The organism is Enterocloster sp. 210928-DFI.2.20 (assembly GCF_020554465.1).
In the GTDB taxonomy this organism is placed as follows: Bacteria; Bacillota; Clostridia; order Lachnospirales; family Lachnospiraceae; genus Enterocloster; species Enterocloster bolteae.
On sequence record NZ_JAJCHK010000006.1, the window covers coordinates 162,831 to 184,140 of the forward strand.

General features: G+C 46.6%; 22 protein-coding genes. All 22 read right to left on the minus strand.

Translation table 11 applies throughout. The annotated features are described in order from the left end of the window. Positions 1–19: 19 nt before the first annotated feature. The gene (locus LI015_RS08430) at positions 20–535 is read right to left on the minus strand and encodes a nitroreductase family protein (RefSeq protein ID WP_002567532.1); all 516 of its coding nucleotides are present in this window, start codon (positions 533–535) and stop codon (positions 20–22) included. Positions 536–639: 104 nt separating this feature from the next. Further along, positions 640–2,697: an ATP-dependent DNA helicase RecG gene (gene recG, locus LI015_RS08435; protein WP_002567531.1), complete on the minus strand. Its 2,058-nt coding sequence runs from the start codon at positions 2,695–2,697 to the stop codon at positions 640–642. A gap of 23 nt (positions 2,698–2,720) precedes the next feature. Next, positions 2,721–3,593, minus strand: coding sequence for an ROK family protein (locus tag LI015_RS08440; RefSeq protein ID WP_002567530.1), 873 nt, complete (start codon positions 3,591–3,593; stop codon positions 2,721–2,723). Between the two features lie 281 nt (positions 3,594–3,874). Then, on the minus strand, positions 3,875–5,029 hold the full coding sequence (locus LI015_RS08445) for an iron-containing alcohol dehydrogenase (RefSeq protein WP_128132250.1): 1,155 nt from the start codon (positions 5,027–5,029) through the stop codon (positions 3,875–3,877). 59 nt (positions 5,030–5,088) lie between these two features. Beyond that, positions 5,089–5,349 (minus strand): EutN/CcmL family microcompartment protein, encoded by a 261-nt coding sequence (locus LI015_RS08450; RefSeq protein ID WP_021892838.1) that lies wholly within the window; start codon positions 5,347–5,349, stop codon positions 5,089–5,091. Then, positions 5,346–6,017 carry a phosphate propanoyltransferase gene (locus LI015_RS08455; RefSeq protein WP_128132251.1) on the minus strand — a complete coding sequence of 224 codons (672 nt, stop codon included), beginning with the start codon at positions 6,015–6,017 and terminating at the stop codon, positions 5,346–5,348. The genes LI015_RS08450 and LI015_RS08455 overlap by 4 nt, the downstream gene beginning before the upstream one ends. A gap of 15 nt (positions 6,018–6,032) precedes the next feature. Then, a complete protein-coding gene (locus LI015_RS08460) occupies positions 6,033–6,338 on the minus strand; it encodes a BMC domain-containing protein (protein WP_021892840.1) in 306 nt (101 codons plus the stop codon). 2 nt (positions 6,339–6,340) lie between these two features. Next, positions 6,341–6,643 carry a BMC domain-containing protein gene (locus LI015_RS08465; protein WP_021892841.1) on the minus strand — a complete coding sequence of 101 codons (303 nt, stop codon included), beginning with the start codon at positions 6,641–6,643 and terminating at the stop codon, positions 6,341–6,343. Positions 6,644–6,672: 29 nt separating this feature from the next. Beyond that, positions 6,673–6,951: a BMC domain-containing protein gene (locus LI015_RS08470; protein WP_118018814.1), complete on the minus strand. Its 279-nt coding sequence runs from the start codon at positions 6,949–6,951 to the stop codon at positions 6,673–6,675. A gap of 35 nt (positions 6,952–6,986) precedes the next feature. Then, positions 6,987–7,298 (minus strand): BMC domain-containing protein, encoded by a 312-nt coding sequence (locus tag LI015_RS08475; protein WP_021892843.1) that lies wholly within the window; start codon positions 7,296–7,298, stop codon positions 6,987–6,989. Between the two features lie 43 nt (positions 7,299–7,341). Then, entirely contained in the window at positions 7,342–8,781 is a 1,440-nt protein-coding gene (locus tag LI015_RS08480) for an aldehyde dehydrogenase family protein (RefSeq protein WP_227124554.1), read from the minus strand. Between the two features lie 12 nt (positions 8,782–8,793). Beyond that, complete coding sequence (locus tag LI015_RS08485; RefSeq protein WP_227124555.1) at positions 8,794–9,696, minus strand: class II aldolase/adducin family protein; 903 nt, start codon at positions 9,694–9,696, stop codon at positions 8,794–8,796. Between the two features lie 289 nt (positions 9,697–9,985). Further along, complete coding sequence (locus LI015_RS08490) at positions 9,986–10,756, minus strand: DeoR/GlpR family DNA-binding transcription regulator (protein ID WP_021892846.1); 771 nt, start codon at positions 10,754–10,756, stop codon at positions 9,986–9,988. A 119-nt stretch (positions 10,757–10,875) separates the two neighbouring features. Further along, positions 10,876–11,529 carry a class II aldolase/adducin family protein gene (locus tag LI015_RS08495; RefSeq protein ID WP_054355088.1) on the minus strand — a complete coding sequence of 218 codons (654 nt, stop codon included), beginning with the start codon at positions 11,527–11,529 and terminating at the stop codon, positions 10,876–10,878. A 4-nt stretch (positions 11,530–11,533) separates the two neighbouring features. Beyond that, positions 11,534–13,063 (minus strand): FGGY-family carbohydrate kinase, encoded by a 1,530-nt coding sequence (locus tag LI015_RS08500; RefSeq protein WP_054355087.1) that lies wholly within the window; start codon positions 13,061–13,063, stop codon positions 11,534–11,536. 15 nt (positions 13,064–13,078) lie between these two features. Next, on the minus strand, positions 13,079–13,948 hold the full coding sequence (locus LI015_RS08505) for a sugar phosphate isomerase/epimerase family protein (RefSeq protein WP_118018818.1): 870 nt from the start codon (positions 13,946–13,948) through the stop codon (positions 13,079–13,081). Between the two features lie 38 nt (positions 13,949–13,986). After that, positions 13,987–14,946 (minus strand): ABC transporter permease, encoded by a 960-nt coding sequence (locus LI015_RS08510; RefSeq protein WP_021892850.1) that lies wholly within the window; start codon positions 14,944–14,946, stop codon positions 13,987–13,989. A 26-nt stretch (positions 14,947–14,972) separates the two neighbouring features. Further along, positions 14,973–16,457: a sugar ABC transporter ATP-binding protein gene (locus LI015_RS08515; protein ID WP_227124557.1), complete on the minus strand. Its 1,485-nt coding sequence runs from the start codon at positions 16,455–16,457 to the stop codon at positions 14,973–14,975. Between the two features lie 95 nt (positions 16,458–16,552). Continuing rightward, the gene (locus LI015_RS08520; RefSeq protein WP_021892852.1) at positions 16,553–17,701 is read right to left on the minus strand and encodes a substrate-binding domain-containing protein; all 1,149 of its coding nucleotides are present in this window, start codon (positions 17,699–17,701) and stop codon (positions 16,553–16,555) included. Between the two features lie 514 nt (positions 17,702–18,215). After that, positions 18,216–18,920, minus strand: a complete 705-nt coding sequence (locus tag LI015_RS08525) for a Bax inhibitor-1/YccA family protein (RefSeq protein WP_002567528.1) — start codon at positions 18,918–18,920, stop codon at positions 18,216–18,218. Positions 18,921–18,940: 20 nt separating this feature from the next. Beyond that, positions 18,941–19,549, minus strand: coding sequence for a hypothetical protein (locus LI015_RS08530; protein WP_002567527.1), 609 nt, complete (start codon positions 19,547–19,549; stop codon positions 18,941–18,943). A 34-nt stretch (positions 19,550–19,583) separates the two neighbouring features. Further along, positions 19,584–21,308, minus strand: coding sequence for a DAK2 domain-containing protein (locus tag LI015_RS08535; protein ID WP_128132501.1), 1,725 nt, complete (start codon positions 21,306–21,308; stop codon positions 19,584–19,586). Positions 21,309–21,310 lie beyond the last annotated feature (2 nt).

The window sequence follows — 21,310 nt, forward strand, 5'->3', positions numbered from 1 at the left end:
TCAGTCGTACAGATGCAGACTAATCCACATATACCACTTTACCCGTACGTTCCTTATCCTCCTTCGTGTCGGCTGCGTATCCAAGAGCAGCCATACCGTATACCACATGGTCAGCCGGCACTCCGAAGGATGTCAGAATCCGGCGGATGGCAGGCTCATCGCAGATTCCCTGGAGCTGGTTAATCCACACAGAACCGATTCCAAGGGAATGGGCGGCAAGGAACATATTTTCCATGGCACACGCATCGTCCTCCCTGCCGAAGCGGCTCTCCTTTTCATTGGACGGAATGACCAGAACCTGGGGCTGGTACATATCATATCCCTGACGGTCCAGTGTCTTTTCAACGGCCGCTGCCAGCATCTGGATCTTCTCCCTGTTTCTCACAACTGTAAACTGCCATGTCTGGAGTCCCATCCCGCTGGGCGCATGAAGGCCAGCCTGTACAATCAGCTCCATCTCATCCTCCGGAATAGGCTTGTCTGAAAACTTTCTGGTACTTCTCCTGGTCAAAATCGTATTCAATGTCTCATTCATGGTAAAACACCCCTTTCTGTTTTTATACAGCGGTTCTTATACAGCAGTTCTCATGCCGCAATTCTTATATAGCAGCCCCTAAACAGCAAATCCATATAAATCCGCTACAGGTTCAGCTTCTCATAATTGGTTCCCAGGTAATCCTCCACCTTCCGCTTCAGCTCCCTGTGCTCATCTTTTTCCAGCTGAGGGTCCTCATCCAGAAGCCGGTTTACTTCCTCTGAAACCTTTTTTAAAATATTGGCATCCGTGAATATATCTGCCAGCTTAAATTCCATATCCCCGCTCTGACGCAGTCCGAAGATATCCCCTGGTCCCCGCAGCTTCAAATCCTCTGAAGCAATGTAAAAACCGTCATTGGAACGGTTCAGTATATCCAGGCGCTCCCCTGCCCCCTGGTCCCGGGAACAATTGACCATGATACAGTAGGACTGGTCCTTTCCCCTTCCTACCCGTCCGCGGAGCTGATGGAGCTGGGCCAGGCCGAACCGCTCTGCATTCTCGATCATCATCACCGTTGCATTGGGCACATTGACCCCTACCTCGATGACAGTGGTGGATACCAGTACATGGATTTCCCCTGCTGCAAAGCGCTCCATAATGGCATTCTTTTCCTTACCCTTCAGCTTGCCGTGGAGATATTCCACTGTCACAGAGGGCGGCAGCGCTTTCCTCAGGGCCTTGGTATAATCCAGCACATTCTCAGCCTCAATCATCTCGCTCTCTTCCACCATGGGACAGATAACATAAGCCTGATGGCCCTCCGCCACCTGGCGCTCGATGAACGCATATGCTTTTGGACGATAGCCCGGATCCACCACACAGTTCTTTATGGTCTGGCGTCCCGCAGGCAGTTCATCTATGACGGATATATCCAAATCCCCGTACAGGATAATGGCCAGTGTACGCGGAATGGGCGTGGCACTCATAACCAGCACATGGGGTTCCTGTCCCTTGCTGCTGAGAAGTTCCCTCTGTCCCACGCCAAAGCGGTGCTGCTCATCGGTAATAACCAGGGCAAGGTTGTCGTACACCACCTTTTCCTGAATCAGGGCATGGGTGCCGATTATAATGTCCGCCTCATGGCTGGCAATCTTCGCGTATGCCAGACGTTTTTCCTTGGCCGTCATGGAGCCTGTGACCAGCACAGGAACCTTTTCGATTCCCTGCTTTTCAAAAAGGCCGGTCATGGATTCAAAGTGCTGTCTGGCCAATACCTCCGTAGGCACCATAAGCGCGCCCTGATATCCATTATATGCAGCCTCCAGCAGGGCCAGAATGGCTATGATGGTCTTGCCGCTTCCCACATCTCCCTGAATCAGGCGGTTCATCACCAGGCCGCTTCCCATATCGCCATATACTTCCCTCAGAGCCCTTTCCTGGGCTCCTGTAAGGGCGTAGGGCAGACTGGATTGAAAGGCAGCCACCTCCTCCGACTCCTTTATCATAAAGGCAGAATGCCTGTCCTCCCTGTGCTCCTTCAGACGCCTGACCCCCACCAGGAACATGAAGAACTCGTCAAATACCAGACGTTTCCTGGCAAACAGAAGCTCTGTCTGGTCAGCCGGGAAATGAATGTGCTCCATGGCATAATTGATTTCAGCCAGCTCATACCTGCGCCTTAAATCCGGCGGCATGTACTCCCGCTCCATCTTCCGCATTTCCAGGGCCATCTGCTGCGCCCGCACAATGGTCTTATTGCTCAGGCCCCTGGTCTGTCCGTATACAGGCTGCATGGAGCCGGCCAGGGCCTGGTAGCTGTCAGGGGTAAATACCTCCGGCTGTTCCATGACCATCCGTCCCCTTTTCTTAACCACCCTGCCGCGGAATACGTAGGTGACGCCGGTCTTTAAATTTGCCCTCATATAGGGCATGTTATACCAGGATACCTGGAGGGAGCCTGTCAGGTCCTTAAGCTGCACCGAGACAATCTGCATATGGCCCAGACGCAGCAGGTCAGCTCCCCTGACAAGCGCCGACTCCACAGCCATAACAGCCTGCTCCTTTAACTGCCCTATGGACACCGGGGGCTCGTATGCATCGTATGCCCTGGGATAATAGGACAGCAGGTCATCTATGGTGACAACTCCCAGTTTTTCAAATAGTTTGCCTGTCTTCTCGCCAATTCCTTTTAACGAGTTTACCGGCTGTCTGTTTAACATGTATCAGAATCCTCCAAAGGAAGTCATGCCTGTAACGCATTGAGTCCCAGCTTTATGCATCCCATGATTCCCTGGTCATCGTGAAGGCTTGCCGGAACAATGTAGCTGTCCATGTCTTCCAGTTCCTTTGTCTTGATATAGCCGTTTAACATCTCCCTCACCTTTTGGCGGATCATAGGGAACAGCTGTTCCTGGTGCATGACTCCGCCGCCCAGAATAATTTTCCGGGGAGAAAGCAGCATGATATAGTCCACAAGAGCCTGGGCAATGTAATAGCTCTCCATCTCCCATACCTCGGGCCTGTCCACCAGTTCCACGGCCTTTTTACCCCATCTGGCCTCGATAGAGGGACCGCTTGCAAAGCCCTCCAGACAGTTTTTGTGATAAGGACAGATACCGCCCTTTGAATCGTCCTCATGACGCGCCAGAAGGATGTGGCCTCCTTCCGGGTGAAGCATTCCGTGCAGCAGCTTTCCATTGATGCATACGCCCACGCCCACACCGGTTCCTATGGTGATGTAGATAACGCTGTCCAGTCCCCTGGCACATCCGTATGTCACCTCTCCCAGACAGGAACCGTTCACATCCGTATCCAGTCCCATGGGAACCTTAAGCTCAGCCTTAAGCCTGCCCAAAAGATCCTTATGCCTCCATGCCAGCTTAGGCGTGTCCAGGATATATCCGTAAGTCTCTGACTCCGGCTTCACATCCACAGGGCCAAAGGCAGCCACGCCCAGGGCCTCGATCTCCTTATCCTTAAAATATTCAATGAGCTTAGGTATGGTCTCCTCCGGTGTTGTGGTGGGTATGGATACCTGCTCCAATATGGTACCGTCTTCCTTTCCTACGGCGCACACCATCTTAGTGCCGCCTGCTTCCAATGCTCCAATTAACATATATGCTCCCCTTTCTGAAACAATTAGTATGATACTTTTTTAGCTATGTTTTAGTTGAATTATACAATCTTTTTCTTATCTTGGCTAGGTCTAAATTCCATCGCACCTTTACTTCTCACGTTTAAACCCATAAAAAAACTGCACTATTTATACGTGTCTGAGAGATATGGACGATTGGTAACTCTTTGTCCACATTCCCTCTTATCCGCAAAACCGTGCAGCATAAAACAATAATATCAGCTAAATTCACCTATAAAACCAGACAGAAGCTTTTTCCATAACTAGTAAGCTCTCCGGTACACATCTTCCACCTGTTCCTTTGTAGGTTTAAAGGGATTATCATCCATGCACGAATCTTCCATGGCTGTCTCTGCCAGTTCATCAAAAATCTCAGGATTTACTTCCATATCTCTCAGTCTTTGGGGCAGGCCCAGCAACGCGGAAAATTCTCTCAGATATGCCGCGGATGCCGTGGAAGCTTGAAAACCAGTCATGGAATCCGCCCCCGGCAAAGCAAGAGCTGCCGCTATCTTTTTAAATTCCCGGGAGGTAATTTTGTCTGTACCGTTAAATTCCATGCCATAAGGCAGTAATATGGCATTGCAAAGTCCATGCGGAAGCCCAAACCGGCCACCCAGTGCATGGGCCATAGCATGAATGATACCCAGCCCTGCATTGGAAAATGCCATTCCGGCGCTGTATTGTGCATAGGCCATCATCTCTCTTGCCTTTACATCACCTCCATTTGAAACGGCAGCTGGAAGATATTCTTTTATAGTCTTTATAGCCCACAATGCATCTTTATCTGTATAAGGTGTTGCCCGTTTTGCTACTACAGCTTCCACTGCATGGGTCATTGCATCCATTCCAGTGGATGCGGTAAGACCTTTGGGCATTGTCATCATAAAATCAGCATCATCCACAGCTATAGTTACCATACAGTTTGTATCTACCATACACATTTTGGAATGAGTATCAGAATCCGTGACAATATAAAAGGATGTTACCTCAGATCCCGTACCTGCCGTTGTATTAACAGCTACAATAGGGATTCCTGGCTTTCTGGACTTGCCAACCCCCTCATAGTCCTTAACTTGACCGCCGTTTGCAAGTACAATACTGACAGCTTTAGCGGTATCAATGGCAGAACCGCCTCCCACAGCCACCAGTACATCTATCTCCAAAGCAACAGCGGCTTTCAGACACTCTTCCACAACCTCTATGGTGGGGTTAGGCTGCACCAGATAATACACAGCATATTCCAGACCTGCCATTAAAAGGCAGGACCCTACGCGGTCCGCCGCCCCGCTTTTATACAAAAAGGAATCCGTGACAATAAGCCCTCGCGTGAGTCCTCTCTTTTTTAGTTCTTCTGGAAGCAGCGCGATAGAACCTTTCCCAAATAAGCTGGTCGTCACTGCATGTATCTTTTCCATATCCATGCCCTCTTTCATTAAAGTCTGTGCAGTAATCCAAAAGTAAGTCCTCTGAATCCCTACAGTTCTGCCTGGGGCGGCGAATCCACTATACCAACCACAAATGCATCCACGGGTGCTGAACGGTCCAGTGCGTACTGCGTGGTATTGTCCGTTGTCACCAAAACCAATTCACCGATTCCTGCCCCAATGGTATCCGCCGCGACAATGATATTCCTCTTTTCTCCATAAAATGGTTCTACAAGGAGGAGCTTAAAACCAACCAGGCTGCTGCATTTTCTTGTTGAGACCACATTGCCTTTGATTGTACCTAATATCATTCAAACATTTCCTTTCTGACAGGCAGCCATTGCCCCTGCTTTAACTGAAATGCATTAGCATCGTCTGTATCAATATGAAAATCCAAACGGCTATCAGCGCCAACCCGAATCACTACATGGCTTAAAATGCCTCCCTTGGGACCCGGGACCCTGACATTCACCCGGTCCCGGTCCGACACGCCAAACCATGCTGCATCTGCCTGGGTCATATGGATATGTCTATCCGCCACCATAACACCCTCTGTAAGAGCTACTTCCCCGCAGGGTCCCTTTAATCTGATTCCAGGCGTATTGTCTATCTCTCCCGACGTCCTTACAACAGGTTCAATTCCCAGAAATCTGCAATCACCGGCAGACATCTCCACCTGACTTTTACCTCTCTCAGGTCCCAGTATTCTTACTTTCTCGTAGCTGCCCTTCGGCCCCTGGACAGCTACTTGTTCCAAACATGCAAACTGACCAGCCTGACTCAAATACTTCATGGGTGTAAGAGTATATCCCTGACCAAACAGTTGAGCTACATGTTCCCTGGAGAGGTGGACATGTCTGGCTGAAATTCCAACTGGGACCAGATACGGATCCCTGTTCAGACGTTCCCACTGTTCATAAACCAATGATGATATGGCCTGAATCATCATTTCCCTGTTTTCATCGTCCCTTCTCTCCATATATCACTCCTGCTGTTACCGAATGAAGGGAAGTACAGCGCCTACCGATGTATGTGGACGTGGAATCACATGAACAGCTACCAGCTCGCCTATCCTGCTGGCCGCATCCTGCCCCGCTTCCACAGCTGCTTTCACCGCTCCAACATCACCTTGGACCATAACCGTCACCAGACCCGAACCTATCTTCTCTGTTCCGACCAATTCCACATCGGCTGCCTTTAACATTGCATCAGCAGCCTCAATGGATGCCGTCAGTCCCCTGGTCTCAATCATCCCCAATGCCAGCATTCCTTTCTTTAAAACCATACCTGTTTCTGCCATAATTAATTTACCTCCTCGATCATATTTAAAAGTTTCATTATCTCCGGATGCGGGGCATTGATAACTGCAGCCACTTTTATGGCGTCCGCCCCCACTATCTCCGCTGCTTGGACAGCCGCCTCCATGGCTGCCTCTACAGCCGAGGTCCCGCCTGCCAGGACTGCATGGCATAGTTTTCCTCCCAATTTTCTGTGGAAACTGACTATATCTACCTCTGCCGCCTTCAATGCCTGGTCAACGACAACTACCGTATTGGAATAATAGCTGATTTCTAAAACCCCTATGGCATTACCTATCTTTCCCATGGCGTCCTGTCCTCTATATGATATATGTCTTATTTCAAGCGCGGCAATATTCTGGTAATATCCTGATGTGGTCTGGGAATCACATGTACTGCAACCAGTTCACCAATTCTGGAAGCAGCTTCCTGTCCCGCCTCCGTAGCAGCCTTCACGGCTCCAACCTCACCGGTAACCATCACGGTTACCAGACCGGAGCCTATTTTCTCCGTCCCCAAAAGTTCCACATCTGCCGCTTTGAGCATTGCGTCCGCAGCCTCAATGGATGCCGTTAATCCCCTTGTTTCAATAAGACCTATTGATGTAGATGCCATCTTTCTTACCTCCTGATATGCTTTTTGTTATGCTTTCATTTAAATGGTACTTTTGTTATAACTGACAATGAATTGGTCCCGTCATAAGGCCCTTCAATGATTTCTGCAAGAACATCCCCAGGCTTATTAAACATGAGAGCGGCGTCCCTTGCCGCTGCACAGGCAATCTTTACATCGTCCACGCTTCCCTCAAATTTAACCTGGACCGTCAGGGGAATGAATGCAGAGCCATCCTTGGAGTTAATTGTGTCAATACCCATAATCCTTATGTCGGCCGCCTTGCAGGCCTGATCCATAGCATACAACACAGCTCCGTAACCAGCGCACTCCAGAAAACCCAATGCCATATCTTCACCTCTTTCTTTTTTCGGTCAGAACGGCACATGGGACTTATACGATTCTTAAACCACCCTCTGCAAGCATACACCTGCGTCTGCGGGTGAAGCTTCTGGCGCATGTAAGTCCTTCTCCGGTAGGTCCCGCGATGGTCATTGTGGTATGTCCCTCACCACCGATTCCTACTCCCTTTAACGTAGCACCATTTTTTGTATAAATTGTAGTCTCTATCTCCTTACCAAACAGTGTCATATGCTCCACATTTTTTGAAAATATAGATGCGGTGTGACGGTTTCCTGCCTCAGCATCCACTGCCCATTCCACACATTTCTCAAATGTTTCGCAACGCACGATCGGTAATACCGGCATTAATTGTTCTACTTTGACAAAAGGATGGCTCCTGTCCGTCACACAAATAAGAAGCCGCGGATTCTTATGTTCTTGTATGCCGATTGCCTCTAAAAACGTACCGGCATCCTTTCCCACCCATTTTTTGTTTACTTCATAATTTCCAGCTTTATTCACCATAGCCAGCTTTGTAATCTTAGTCAGTTGTGACTCGTCCAGCAGATAAGCCCCCTCTCCGACCAGCCTGTCCACCAGTTCGTCAGCTACGTTGTCCATCACAAAAACTTCCTTTTCAGCCAGGCAGAGAAGGTTATTGTCAAAGGATGCCCCTCTGTACAACTCCCTGGCCGCCAGGCTTAAATCTGCCGTATCATCCACCACTACTGGCGGATTTCCTGCCCCCGCACCAATGGTCTTTTTTCCGGAACAAAGCAGAGAATGTACCATCCCCATCCCTCCGGTTCCCGCCATCAAGCGGATATGCGGACTTGAAGTTAATTTGTGAACAGCCTCCATATCAGGTTCTCTCTGCATGGTAATCAAGTTTTTGGGGCCGCCATTTTCCACAATCGTGCGGTGAAGCATTTGCAGACAATAGGCGCTGCACCTCTTCGCCCCCGGATGGACATTGAACACTACGGCATTGCCTCCGGCTATCATACTAATAGTGTTATTAATCATAGTCTCTGTGGGATTCGTGGAAGGAGTGATGGCGCCAATCACGCCAAAGGGAGCTTGTTCCTCTATCATCAATCCCTCATCGCCTGAAACAGCATCTGTCACCAGGCATTCCACCCCCGGAGTCTTATCAATAACAGCCATATGTTTTATAATCTTATCCTCATACCGTCCCATTCCTGTTTCCTCATGGACCATCCTCGCCAAAGATTCGGCATGAGCACGGGATGCCGCCCGAATAGCCTCAATGATTCTTTTTCTGTCTTCCAGTTTATATCTATGTATCCATTCCTTCTGTGCTGTTCTAGCCGCTTCAATGGCATCCTCAACCTGTTCAAAAATCCCATCCTGCCCATTGCTGCACGTCCTGTCATTTATATGTAATGCACCTGCCTGAAAATCCTTCTGTGCCAATCCGGATAACACGCTCCGCACAATGGCTTCTATCTCTTTTTCACTTATTTCCATGATAGTATCCCCCTAATGATTCTGCTTCAATTGCTCCAAAACCCGCCTCACTACCTCCCCAATAATTTCTTCTTTTGATTTGTCTGGTGCAGACGGCCTCTCCCCTGTTCCCTGCTGAACGTCCCCTGGTCTAATAAGCCTTGTTACTCCCTTTAGGTTAAGTGACTCAGACAGCTCATCGGAGCTTCTTCTCTGCCCCTGTACATCGGCCTCATTAACGCCGGCGCAGGTAGGGATACCTCCCGTGGTGATGCCCAGTTTCCTTCTGATTTCAAGCAGCCGCTCTACCTGGCTGGAGGAAAGCGTATTCTGACGCTCAATTATATAACCCGTATACATCAGGATCGTAGCGTAATACTCAACCGATTCTAATCTGTAAAATGCCTGATACACATCTTTTCCCCATGTCAAAGCACCATGATTAGCCAGAAGCACGCCATTATGGGTATTCACAAAGGGAGCAATAGAATCCGGTACTTCCTCTGTACCTGGGGTCGCATAACGCGCCACAGGTATGGTACCTAATCCCATAACAGCTTCCGTCAGCACTGCTTTATCCAAGGGGATTCCTGCAATAGCAAAACTGGTAGCCACAGGCGGGTGAGCATGTGTCACTGCCTGCACATCCGGATTCTCTCTATAAACTCTTAAGTGCATCTTTACCTCTGATGAGGGCTTATATCTCCCCATCAAGATATTTCCATTCAAATCCATCTTTACCATCATATCCTGGGTCATGAAACCTTTTGAGACACCAGTCGGCGTGGTCCATATGGTATTTGTTCCTACCTTGCAGCTGATATTCCCATCATTCGAGGCCACAAAGCCTTTGTCATACATGCGCTTTCCTATATCCAAAATAGCTTTTTTGGCCTCAAAATCTGTCATGTACCTCACACCTTGAATTATCATCATATTCTCCTCTAACATCCAAAGGCGGTAACTCGCCCTGTTATGGTGTTTTTACTCTTATATAGTCCGGCCGTCTTTATGCAGTTTTCAATTGCGGTTTTGAGGAAATCACGGGAATCGTGACAGATATAGAACTGAATCATAGATAGAAAAGTTCCCGAATTAGAATCATGTATTTTCAAATAAAGTATCCTGCTCTTGGATTTTAAGAAACGAAAGGGAACCATTGTGACAGAGGCTCCCCTTTGCAACCTGTAGCGTGTTCGGACAAACGTGGGGTTCCAAATAAGCGCTAGTTCAAAACCTTGACACCATTCGTTTCATAAAATTCTCTGTAAGATGCAGGGATTCCTTTATCCGATATAATCACATCAGAAAAAGTCAAAGAACCCAGGCTGAGAAATGTGGTACGGTTAAATTTAGAAGAATCCAATACAATGATTAGCTGGTCAGCAATTGCCTTTATGGTCTGGTATACAATTAACTCTGTGGAGTAATTCACTGTGTATCCAGCAGACAAGTCCGCTCCTCCAACCCCCATAAATGCCTTAGATATATACACTTTATCCAGATTACGCATGAACATCTCACCTGCTACATACAGATGGCTATGTACCAGATTCCCGCCGGTGACAATGACATTAGCCTGTTTATTCTTAGCCAGTGCCTGGGCTGCCAAAAGATTATTCGTCAATACATTGACCTCCTCCAGCTTGGCCAATTCTCTGGCAATATAGTAACAGGTGGTTCCTTGTCCTATGAACACCCAACCGCTGTCCGTAACCAGTGAAGCCGCAATCTTACCAATTTCTTCCTTCCTCCGGTCATATTCAATATGCATCCCCAGTGAATCCTCACGTATTGGTTCTGCATCACTGATTTCACCTGTAGGAAGAGCGGCTCCGTGTATCCTTCGGATACACTGTCGGTCCTCTAAAAGAGACAGGTCCTTTCTGATTGTAACTTCCGATACATGGAACATATCGCTTAAATCATTGACCTCTATACGGCCTGATTCTTCAACTACTTTTTTAATCTCTGCAAGTCGTTCTGTTCTATTCATATGATATTCACTGACTCTTTTCTTACTTTCTGATGAAACATACATTTGATTATATCATACTATGATTTTAACCTCAACAAAAAAGCATTAATTCCCCCTCACTCTATCGCCATATCATGCTATGTATTCTCATGCCCATATTTAAACAGAAACCTCTCCCGCTCCGATTGGACAAATCTGGATGGTATCTCCTTTATTGGCCGGTTAATAATATCCAGATAAATGGCACACGCTTTTTCCATAACATCTACTGTCAGGGCAGCTTCTGAGAGATTCCTTCCGCAAGCTACGGGTCCATGATTGCGCAGTATGAGGCCATTCTTATCTCCAATCACCTCGGCTGCCCCTCTTCCCAGGCTCTGATGCTGCTCTGCCGGAATATATTGCCTGGATAAAGGGATTTTGCCGCCGAACAATTGTGACATTTCCTCCACCATACAGGGTACCGACGAGATTGGTAATGCTGATACAGCCATGGCTTTCTGTGTATGGGCATGTATGACTGCTTTTATATCGTCCCTCACCAGATAAATCTGACGGTGGACTTCTTTTTCGGATGTAGGGGTACGGTTGCCTTCCACTTTATTGCCTTCCAGATCAATAACAACAAAATCTTCCAGCTCCATGCTTCCATACTCAACCTTACTGGGAGTTAGCACAATATGATTACCTATCCGTACACTTACATTTCCCCAGGTTCCCAGAAAATACCCCTTCCCGACCATTCGTCTGCAAACATCTAAAATTTCCTGTCTGGCTTCTTCATACAACATATGATTACTCCTTCAAGATAGTTGCCCTCGTCTTCCAGGTCTTTTGAATCGAGGTGTATAATTCTTTGTATAGTTCATAGAATTTCATATACTTTTTATGATGTTCCATATTTGGTTCATAAACCATCTTCGTCTTCACAATTTTTGACACTGCTTCCTGGTAACTGCCATATATACCTTGAACTACCATATTGTTAATGGCAACGCCTCTTGCCCCCAGCTCGTCACCCTTCACGGTCACAATACGGCTTCCCAGAGCATCGGCAAACATCTGACACCAGGTATTACTGCCGGATCCGCCTCCGCAAACTGTTATTTGTTCTGGTGTAAGAGGCATATGTTCATAACAGTCCAGCATGGCAAAGGCCACACCCTCATAGGTGGCTCTCACAATGTCCGCCAGGCTTGTTTTCACACTGAGTCCAGTATAACTGGCCCTTGCTCTGGAATCTGTAAAAGGCGCCCTCTCTCCTCCTGCAAGAAGATAAGGGTGATACATCACGCCGTGAGCGCCAATAGGAACATCCTTAATCATCTCTTCCATATAATCGTAAACATTCTTCCCCAATCCCTCTGCATCTTCTTTTATCTGGCTGCCAATCGTCTGTAGCATCCATTCCAGGTTAGGAGTACCAGCTAAAGAGGCCATGAGCCTGAGCCATCTGCCTTCCATCACATGCGACACGGTCATACCTGATTTTATTGCATCCTGCAATGGTTTATCAATCACCATCTCATGAAGGGCAGCAGTACCTATTATGGAACAACAGTGGGCATTATCAATTACACCGCTGCCCAGAGCACAGGCGCCCACATCCATGGGGCCTGATGTTACTAAAACTTTATCTGTAAGTCCTATTTTCTCAGACAATTCCGGCAAAATGAAATATGTGTTCTCTTTTGCAGTCTTTACGGGAGGATATTTCTCACGGTATGCTTTTAACCCACATACATCAAATGCCTCCTCCAGATAATCCCGTTTATTCTGATCAAGGAAAATAAGCGACTGGTCTGTGGCATCTGTTGTAACCTCTCCCGTGAATTTGTAGAACAGATAGTCCTTCAAATGAAGCAGCCATCTGCTTTTTTCGAGAGACTCTTTCTCATACTTCTCCATCCAGCGCACAATGCCATTCTGGTTTCCTGTAAATATCCATGTACCCGTCAGTTCAAATAAGCGCTCGCATGTTCCGTCCTCCACCCACTGGTCTACAAACTCTGCTGCCCTTCCATCGCAAAAACAGCACCCTCTGCGCACCGGCTTCATATCTTCATCCACCATCCACAGTCCATCCCCCTGAGCTGTGATACCGATTCCTATGATAGCATTACGGTCTACCTGAGCAGCTACACTCTCTACACATATCTGTGCCTTTTCCCAGATTTCCTCCATGTCTTCTTCGTACTGATTTTCCTGTGGAAAGTATCCTTTCAGCCCAATACCCTTTTTTGCTATCTCGTTCCCCTGTTCATCAAACAGCACCGCTTTAATTCCGGTAGTACCCGAATCTATACCGATAATATACCTTTCCATTTGAATACCTCTCTTCTAAAACATCCCTTTAATGTATCCCAGCGATTCCTTAATCAGATCGTCCAAATACTTATCATCGGCATCAGCCGGAAGCATATTCCTCCATACATTTCCGCCTTCCAGCGCAACCGATCCCCCTGTCCGCACCAGTGGCTCAAAAGAAATACATCTGTCATACCCAATTTCCTTCAACGCATCTACTACCTGCTGCCACGGAAGGAAACCAGGTCTCGGAGGTCTCCTGTTATTGGAACCCATATGATAATGGCCCAGTCTGCTGCCTGCCGTCCGAATAGCTTCCGCCAAATCATCCTCTTCAATCATCCCATGGAATATATCCAGAAGAATATTAATATTAGGATGATTCACCATATCAGCCAGCTTTCTTGCTTCAGCTGCTGTGTTAAGCATATAGTTCTCAAAACGGTTTACTACTTCCATGTTCCAGCTCACATCATAATCAGCCGCACATTTTCCAATCTCCTTAAGAGATTTCGCAGACTGTTCAAAACTTTTCTCTTTGTCGATTGGGCGGTCAAACTTACACCAAGCTCCATAGTTGATACCAGAGAAATTATGGCTTCCCAAACGGGCGATTGCTTCAATCAGGCGTTTTGACTTCTCAACTGCTGCCCTTCTTCCTGTTTCGTCAGCCTGAGATAGGTCTTCCTCCTTACCAAATCCGCCAGAAACATAAATTTCCACATCATTCGCCCTGGATGCCGCCAAAATTTCATTTACTTCCTGCTGCTCCATTGTGAGAGTTCTTCCCCAAAAAATTTCCAAGGCATCAAAGCCACAGGCCCTGGCACGTTCAATCATTTTAGGGTAATCATTCCCCTCCCAATCCTTACTCCAATAACAATAACATATTCCAAATTTCATATTATTTCCTCCTCAATTTTGAACATTAATAGTAGCATTTATACATTACTGTTGTTTCTTCTTCGGATTGCATCAATCGCTACTGCAATCAGTACCACCACACCAGTGACAATCTGATCCCAGTAGGAGGAAATTCCTAAAAGACTGATACTGAAGGATATTACACTCATGAGCAAACCTCCCACTATAGTCCCTCCGATACCTCCGCTTCCTCCATTCATAGATGTGCCGCCTAACACGCCTGCTGTAATGGAAGGCATGGCCCAGTTTTCTCCTATATTTACCTGTGAAGAACCCAAACGCAGCACCATTAGTATCCCCGCCAAAGCTGATATGAATCCAGTCAAGGCATATACTGCCATCTTTGTCTTGTTAATCTGTATTCCAACAATTTTTGCCGCATGTTCATTACCGCCCACCGCATATATATGGCGGCCAAAAGAAGTATATCTCAGCATATAAATCAGTATCACTGCCAGTACCACCATAATAATGGCCGGGTATGGAATAATGCCAAACAGCGTTCCTTGGCCTATAATGGTCACTGATTCCGGAATCCCGGTAAGGGGTATTCCTTTTGTAGCGACATAAATAATCCCCTTATACAATGCACTGGTCGCCAACGTGACAATAAACGGAGTCAGGTTCAGGCTGCAGATGAAGATACCGTTAATTGCCCCTAAAGCAACTCCAGCCATAAGCGCTATGGCAATGGACAAAAAAGGATTTACTCCCCCCACTGTGGTTAACATTGCAAAAATCATACTGCAGAGTCCTGCCACACTGGCAACCGATAGGTCAATTCCTCCGAGAAGAAGAACTAGGGTTTGTGCAAAACCTATGATTATGGTAAAGGAAGCAGAACGCGAAAACGTAGACAAATTATATGCTGTATAAAAATGTCCTGTAAGCAGCTGCACAATTACGGTCATTAATATAGTAACAATCAGCACTGCCCCAGCAGTGGATTTTACCATGCCTAAAATTTTTTCTTTCATATGTATCAAACCTACCCCTCTATATGTTAGTGTAATGCCACCTTTAAAATGTCTTCCCGCTCCATATCCTCATTTGGCACAACAAATCCCTTCACCTTACCACCGTTCATGATCATAATGCGGTCAGCCAGTGTCAAGAGCTCTTCAATCTCAGACGAAATAACAATCACAGTAATTCCACTGTCCGCCATGTCCCGGATTAATTTATAGATTTCACCTTTTGCCCGAACATCAATCCCCCTAGTGGGTTCATCCAATATAAAGAGCTTAACCTGTTTTTCCATCCATCTTCCCAATATTACCTTCTGCTGATTGCCACCACTCAAATTTTTAATCTGAGTGAGACAATCCGGTGTTTTAATTCGGAGCGCCTGTATATGATGATTGGCGGCTTCCCTGGCCTGGCTAAAATTTATTCTCCCCATACGTGTTACCTTATGGTAGTTAGGCATCATTATATTTTCATAAATAGAAAGAATAGGAAACATTCCTTGTTTTCTTCGTTCCTCCGGAACCAGACCGATTCCATAACTTATGGCTTCATTTGGTGAAGTAATTTCCACCTCTTTGCCCTCCAGATACACTTTTCCCTTATCTTTTTTTGTAAGACCGTATAAGCAGGAAAACAGTTCTGTCCGTCCCGCTCCCACCAGGCCCGCCACACCGAAGATTTCCCCTTTCTTCACTTCAAAATCCACGTTCTGAAACTCTTTGCCTCTGCAAAGCCCCATAACCTTCAAGAACACCTGGTCAGGAACCGGGCGGACGATATGCTGGCTTTTTTCAACCTTCTGATTCGCCATATAATAAATCATATCGTCTATAGACAAATCTGACGTATTACTTATTTTTATCAGCTTTCCGTCTCTCATAATTGTAACCCTGTCTGCAATTTCAAGAACCTCATCCAGATGATGCGTAATCATGATGATGGCCTTTCCCTCATTCTTAAGTTTCCTGATATTTTTAAACAGGTGTTCTGTCTCATTTAACGTCAAGGATGCTGTCGGTTCATCCAGGATGATGATGTTTGAACCAAAGACCAGGGTTCTGGCTATAGATACAAGCTGTTGGTATGCAGCGCTTACTTCTGATATTTTCTTGCCCGGATCTATGTCCACTTCCAGTTTGTCAAGCATTTCCTTTGCCTTCGACCTCATGTGGTCCCAATCTATCCTATTCCCTTTTTTTTGATGAAGGCCCAGGAAAATATTTTCAGCAATTGATAAATCGCTTACCAGATTAAGCTCCTGCGGCACCATACCTATACCTTTCTGCAGCGCTTCATAGGGCGACCGGTTTGTGATTGTCTGTCCCCTCAAAACCATCTCTCCAGAGTCCGGCTGAAGCATTCCCATCAGAACATTCATCAGCGTACTTTTGCCAGCTCCATTTTCCCCAATCAGAGCCATTACCTCGCCCTGTTCCAATGTGAAATCCACATGGTCCAAGGCAAGGGTTCCAGGGAACTGCTTTACAATCTGTTTCATCTCCAAAAGATATTCTGCCATGAAATTCCTCCTGTTTTTTGAAATTCCCTACCATATGGCAGGGAATTCTTTACGGCATTTATATCGTTTTCATCAACCCCAAATATTGAATCAGTCTATGACGCAGGATACAGCATATCCAGCATCCTCTGTGCATCCTCCTGATATATAATGGACGTGGTTTCTTCCGTCTGCTCTGGATATGTATCTGCTCCCGGCTCTAAACCGTCAGCAATCATGATTGCTACCTGGATAGTATCAAATCCCATCTTAAAACAGTCCTGAACACCCAAAGCCTGTATCACACCATCTCTTAAATATTCAAGAGCCCGCTTGTCATGATCCATACCCACTAATACAATCTGTCCTGCCTTTCCTGCATCCACAACAGCCTGTGCTGCTCCTATGGGATTACCCATGTTATTACAAAAAATTCCTTTTAAGTCCGGATATTTCTGAAGAAATCCCTCTGTAAATGTGAGTGCATTTTCGACTGAATCATTGTCATTTTGTATTTCAACTACTTCAATCTCCGGATATTTTTCCATTACATCCTTGAAGCCTTTGATACGGTCCTCATGGCACGGTGCTCCGATGGTTCCGGCCAGAGCAGCTACCTGTCCCTTGTAATCAATCTTTTCTGCCAGAATCTCTGCCAAATCAGCGCCATCCTGGTAGTTATGAGTGTTTCCTACATATGCGATACGTTTACATCCATCTTCTTTCGTTGCATCCGAACTGGAGAAAGTCATAACCTTTACCCCCTGGTCAATCAGATTATTGATGGTTGGCGTTACAATCTTAATATCATTCACATCCACGCCAATTACATCAAATCCTCTTCCTGCCGCTTCTTCCAGACGGTTGACCTGGTCAATGGCATCCGGTGTAACAGGAGCCGTATACTCATAATTAATGGTAATTCCCCGGTCAGCATACTGCTTCTGAGCTTCCTCCAAACCTAATCCAACTGCATCCCACCATGCATGTACCAGTTTGTAAGTCAGATAAAAGTTATACTCCTTCTTTTTAGGCTCGTAATCTCCCAGAGTTAAATCTGAACTTACCACTTCCTCCGTTTTAACCTCTGTTTCTTTTGACTCAGGAGCTTTCGTACTTTCTTCCTTCATCTCCGTTGCCGCCACAGTGGTCGTTTCGGTTGCCGCTGCCGTAGTGTCCGCAGGCTTTTCACTCCCAGAGCATCCTGCCAGAGAGCTCATCGCCATTGCCGCCGCCAATACAACTGCTATCGTTCTTTTCTTCATGTTTCCCCTCCTGGAATATGTTATTTTATTTTTTGACTGCTGCCGTTACAGTCAAGAAAGCTTGTTTTGTTTATCTTTTATTTTATGTTTTAATTATATTTCGTTACTTACGAATTGTCAATAGTATATTTCATTTAATGTTTCGTTTAATGTTTCGTTTTTAAAATATTACTGTACCATTATACAAACCGTAAAATTTATCTTTCGTTTTTTTGAATATGAAGCCATCTATCCCGCATGCAAGACCTTACAACCAAATTCTATCAGTAATACAAGGACATTATACTGTATTAATGTTACGAACATATTTTAATCAACAACATACCAAAAGGTAATCACGATATTTATGAATAATATATTTTTCTTAGATAGATAAGTGAAATAATAATGGGAGTTTAAATTTTTTCAAAACTGGTGAATGTACCGTATGATTAAGGAAATAGAAAGAACATTATCAGACAACAAAAAATGCCAGCAGACAATAGCTGCTGGCAAAAAAACTTTTTAATCATGCTTACTTCCTGCGCCCCAGAATCCTCATAATATACACAAAGAGGTTGATAAAATCCAGATAAAGCTGCAGTGCGGAGAAGATGGAGGCCTTGGCTGCCATCTCAGGCGCCTGGCCGTAGTATGCGTGGAATGCCTGTATCTTCTTCACATCATAGGCTGTCAGTACCAGGAACAGGAAAATTCCCACAGTCGATACAATGGTGTCAAATGCGCTTAAATCAATAAACATTGCAAAAATCCAGTAGAAAAACAGGAATACAAGTCCTCCAAGCATGAAAGGACGAAGCTTGGTAAAATTAATATTGCCAAACCAGCCAATCAATGCCATGATTCCAAAGAACAGGGCTGTGATGCCGAATACCATCCACAGAATCTCCAGGCTGAATGCAAATAGATATGCGCTGAATACAATGCCGTTAAGGGCGGCATACAGGAAGAATAAGCTCCTGGCCATACCCACGGACATCTTCTCAATCCTGGCGGAGAGATATATCACTACTCCCAGCTCGGCGGCCAGAAGTGCCAGAGGCCAGTAACGGAAGGAATATATATAAAAAATCGTTCCTGTCATTGCAAAGCCCACCGCAACAATAAAGGTAACCAAAAGCCCTGCAAACATCCAGCCAAAAGTCTTTGCCGTGTAGCGTCCCAGTGAGTCTCCCTCTACCTGAACTTCGTAAGATCTGTTCATCATGTTTTCATTCATAGTCATCCGCTCCTTTTAATTTAAAATATAAATGTAAATGCAAAAATCAGATTGATAATGTAACCGATGATGGCAGCCACCATGGCAATGGTACCCAGAATCACAGCCGCCCTGCCTATATTGTTTTTGCTGGAGCTGCGGGCCTTCTGTCCGAAGGTAATTCCCAGTCCTCCCAGCACAATGCCGCCCAGAGGCGAAAGCAGCAGGCCCACCACAATTCCCAGTATAGAGAGTATCATGGCTGGAACAGCGCACTTTCCGTGGTCAGGCACCTGTATGGTAATGACTTTGTTTCCTGTGTCTTCCTGTCCCTGGGGCAGGGGCTGATGGAGCAGGCGTATTAACTCCTCCAGGCTCTCCCGGAACATCTTCTTGGGCATGGCGCCCACAAATCCCTTGATGGGATTCTCACGTTTCTTACCGATCCAGGCTTCCAGATGAAAGCTTCCGTCGTTATACTCATACCGTATAAACCTTGCCATGGTCAGAAAGCCATCGCCCTCCTGCCAGACTTCCTGTCCCTTGTGGGTCTTTTTTTTGAACCCGTTTTTTGTAAGAAAGTCCTCCATCATGAACTGCACGAAATCAGCCGGCTGGTTCAGTTCCTCATCTCTTGTCCATCTAGCCATTCTCTCTTCTGGCTCCTCCTTTGCCTTCTTCCTTCTACTCAGCAGAAATCAGATAGTAGTATATGGGCTGTCCCCCGTACTGAAGCTCGATTTCCTTATCAGGATACTGTTCCTGTGCCTGTTCTTCAAGAACCTTTGCCTCATGCTCAGACACATCTGCTCCATAGTATATGGTTACAAGCTCACTTTCATCATCCAGCATCTCTTTCATGGCCTCCAGGGCAACCCCGTCCACAGATTTTCCCACTGCCAGAATACCGTGGTCTCCCAGGGCCATGATATCCCCTTCTTCAATGTCAATGCCGTCAATATTGGTGGTGCGGACCGCATAGGTAATCTGGGCAGTCCTCACATTTCCCATCTCCTCGGTCATGGTCCGGGTATTTTCCTCCGGTCCCAAATCCGGCATAAAATTGACCAATGCCGTGATTCCCTGGGGAACGGTCCTGGAGGGGATGACGATTATGTTCTTATCTTCCGTCAAATCCCTGGCCTGCTGTGCAGCCATGATAATGTTCTTGTTGTTGGGCAGAATGAAAATGTTCTCTGCATTTACCCGTTCTATGGCCTTTAGCATATCCTCTGTACTGGGATTCATGGTCTGTCCGCCTTCAATCAGGCAGTCGGCTCCGATTCCCCTGAAAATATCGCTCAGACCTTCCCCGCTGGATACAGCTATAAAGCCATATTCCCTGCGTTCTGACGGCGCCTCTTCCCCGGTTGCCTTGTCTTTGTCTTCCTGCTCCCTGGCAGCCTGTTCCCTGGCCAGACGCTCCGAATCCTGAATGACCCTCTCCTGGTGCTCTTCCCTCATGTTGTCTATTTTCATGCGGGATAAGGAACCGAAGGCCAGCGCCTTTTCAAAGGCCAGGCCGGGATGATTGGTGTGTACATGGACCTTTACGATCTCATCATCCGACACCACCACCAGGGAATCGCCAATGGATTCCAGGTATGACTTTAACTCCGTCTCATCCTTATCCGTGTAAACCTTCTCCAGATTTATGATAAATTCAGTACAGTAACCGAATTTGATATCGGCTGTATCTATATCCGTCCTTGCAGCGCCTCTGGCGGCTTTTTCGCCGGCTGCCGGCCTATTCCCGCTGTCCGGAACCGTGTCCAGTGAAAAGTCCACTGTCCTGCCCAGAAGGCCGTCCACGGCCCCCTTGACCACCTGCATCAGCCCCTGGCCTCCGGAATCCACCACACCCGCCTGTTTTAACACGGGGAGCATCTCCGGTGTCTGGCTCAGCACATAATCGCCGTATTCTATAACTTGTTTTACAAATTCTTCTATGTCATCTGTCTGTGAAGCCATCTCCAGGCCCTTATCCGCCATGGCCTTGGCCACGGTCAGGATGGTTCCCTCTTTTGGTTTCATGACAGCCTTGTATGCTGTCTCGGTTCCCCTCACCATGGCGTTGGCCAGAATGGTGGTATCAATTTCTTCCACTGCTTTTATTTCTTTTGTAAAGCCTCTGAGAAGCTGTGATAATATAACTCCGGAGTTTCCTCTTGCCCCGCGCAGGGAACCGGATGAAATGGCCTTTGCCAGCTGGTCCATGGTGGGATTCTCCAGCTCCGCCACTTCCTTCGCCGCCGCCATGATAGTAAGCGTCATATTGGTTCCCGTATCCCCGTCCGGCACGGGAAATACATTCAGTTCGTTAATCCAGTCCTTCTTTGCCTCTAACCCCTTTGCTCCTGCCAGGAAGGCATTCTTAAGCATACCGGCGTCAATCGTACTTATACCCACAA